A 1,905-nucleotide genomic window follows, 5' to 3' on the forward strand; every position below is an offset into this window, starting at 1 on the left:
AACTCTTTCATATTGACGAAAAGCTCCATCGGCAGCCGTTTTTCAATCGTCCCTTCGATAGGGCGAATTTCGACATTACAAATCGTCTCTTTGAGTTCTTCGGCAAGTTTTAGAAGCTCTTCTTTGCTTTCACGCTTGGCAATGCCACGCGCAGAACATCCTGAAGTGTTTAAATGGTTATAGGTCATTCTATACATAAGATTATCCAATAGTGTTAAGTAAAAGGATAAAGCAAAGAGAGTTCCAAAATGTGTAAAGGGGGATTTATAAAGTGCGGTTTACTGCACGTGAGCACTCTGCTGAAGAGAACTCAGCGTTAGCGTAGCCAAGCGGGGCTTTGCTCCGTTGGCGTATATAATAATATTTTTTAAACACTTGCCTCTTCACGACGTTGGAGATAATCCCATTTTGCATCGACACGAGCTTGCCACTCATCGATGAGGTATTCGTATTGTTTGGTGAAAAGGTGCTTGAAACGCCCTTGCGCACCGAGATAATCACGTACTGGAATAATATTTTTTGGACGATAGGTAATATTTAGCTGTGTTCCATCGATAATCTCATACAATGGAAAAACCAATGAATCCGTTGCCAAATCAGAGATAGCGATAGTATCTTCAGGGGCGAATTTCCACTCGGTTGTACATGCCGACATCGCATTGATATACACCGGACCTTCAGCTGCAAATCCTTTTTGGATTTTGGCGACCATATCTTTCCATTTGTTCGGAGCGACTTGTGCAACGTATGGAGCACCATGTGCCGCCATAATTGCCATCATATCTTTTTTATTACGTTTTTCACCGTAACTGATACGTCCTGCAGGAGTCGTTGTTGCTGATGCACCGATCGGAGTTGATGAAGAGCGTTGTCCGCCCGTGTTTGCATACACTTCGTTATCCAAACAAACGTACATCATGTTATGTCCACGTTCGAAACATCCGGAAATCCATTGGAATCCGATATCGTACGTCGCACCGTCACCGCCAAATGCGACAAATTTAGGGGTGCGATCCGGTTGTTTCAAACGCCCTTTGGTTTTAAGCGCTTTGTACATCGCCTCAGCTCCCGCTACCGCAGATGAACCATTTTCAAATCCGATGTGAATCCATGAAGCATCCCATGAGGTATACGGATAAACTGCCGTACATACTTCCAAACATCCTGTTGATGCTGCAAGAATTAAATCATCATTAGTAGCATTCAATACTTCACGAACGATAATCGAATGGGCACAGCCCGGGCAAAGAAGATTAGCTCCTTCAAAACGATCCGCCGAAGTGGAAAACTCTTTGAGGTTTTTAATTTTTTTCATTTCTGACACATTGGCTCCTTAGAAAAAAGAGAGTTTCGGTCCGCGAAGACCGATATATTGTTGCAACGGAGTAGTCGGTTTGAGTGCATCCGCATTTGCTTTGAGTTCAGTAAAGATCCCTACTAAGTGTGCTTTAGTCAAGTCACGTCCACCTAACCCATAAATATAGTTAGTAAGCACTGCTTTTGTATCAGTGTTGAATAATGAACCAGACAATTCATTGAATAATGCACCCATTGCGCCATGTGGGCTTGAACGATCCAATGCCCCGATCGCTTTAACATCTTTCAATGCAGCTGCCATTTGCTCTAATGGCCACGGACGGAATACTCTAATACCGATGACACCTGCTTTAATACCGTGTTGTGCACGCATCTCGAGAGCCACTTCACGAGCTGTTTCAACCGATGTTCCCATACAGACAACCGCTACTTCCGCATCGTCCATATGGTAGCTTTCAACGATGTTGTATTTACGCCCTGATAATTTTTCAAAATCATCAAATGCTGCTTGGATTTTTGGCAATACGGCTGTCATCAATGCGTGTTGTTGGCGTGCTTTGTGCTCAAAATGCCAATCTTCTTCGGTTT

General features: G+C 43.5%; 3 protein-coding genes. All 3 read right to left on the reverse strand.

Going from position 1 to position 1,905, the window contains the following annotated elements:
• A partial coding sequence (locus tag WA010_RS02205; RefSeq protein ID WP_422555545.1) for a hypothetical protein occupies nt 1-197 on the reverse strand: 197 nt, incomplete at its 3' end.
• Nucleotides 198-367: 170 nt separating this feature from the next.
• Nucleotides 368-1,315, reverse strand: coding sequence for a thiamine pyrophosphate-dependent enzyme (locus WA010_RS02210; RefSeq protein ID WP_422555546.1), 948 nt, complete (start codon nt 1,313-1,315; stop codon nt 368-370).
• 18 nt (nt 1,316-1,333) lie between these two features.
• Nucleotides 1,334-1,905: transketolase C-terminal domain-containing protein (locus tag WA010_RS02215; RefSeq protein ID WP_422555547.1), on the reverse strand; the 572-nt coding region annotated here is incomplete at its 5' end.

The organism is Sulfuricurvum sp. (genome assembly GCF_049305995.1).
Lineage (GTDB): Bacteria > Campylobacterota > Campylobacteria > Campylobacterales > Sulfurimonadaceae > Sulfuricurvum.

What these genes read in the sequence shown, in the direction of transcription:
- WA010_RS02210 (WP_422555546.1), bottom strand. Translation starts at nt 1,315, where the DNA reads ATGAAAAAAATTAAAAACCTCAAAGAGTTTTCCACTTCGGCGGATCGT.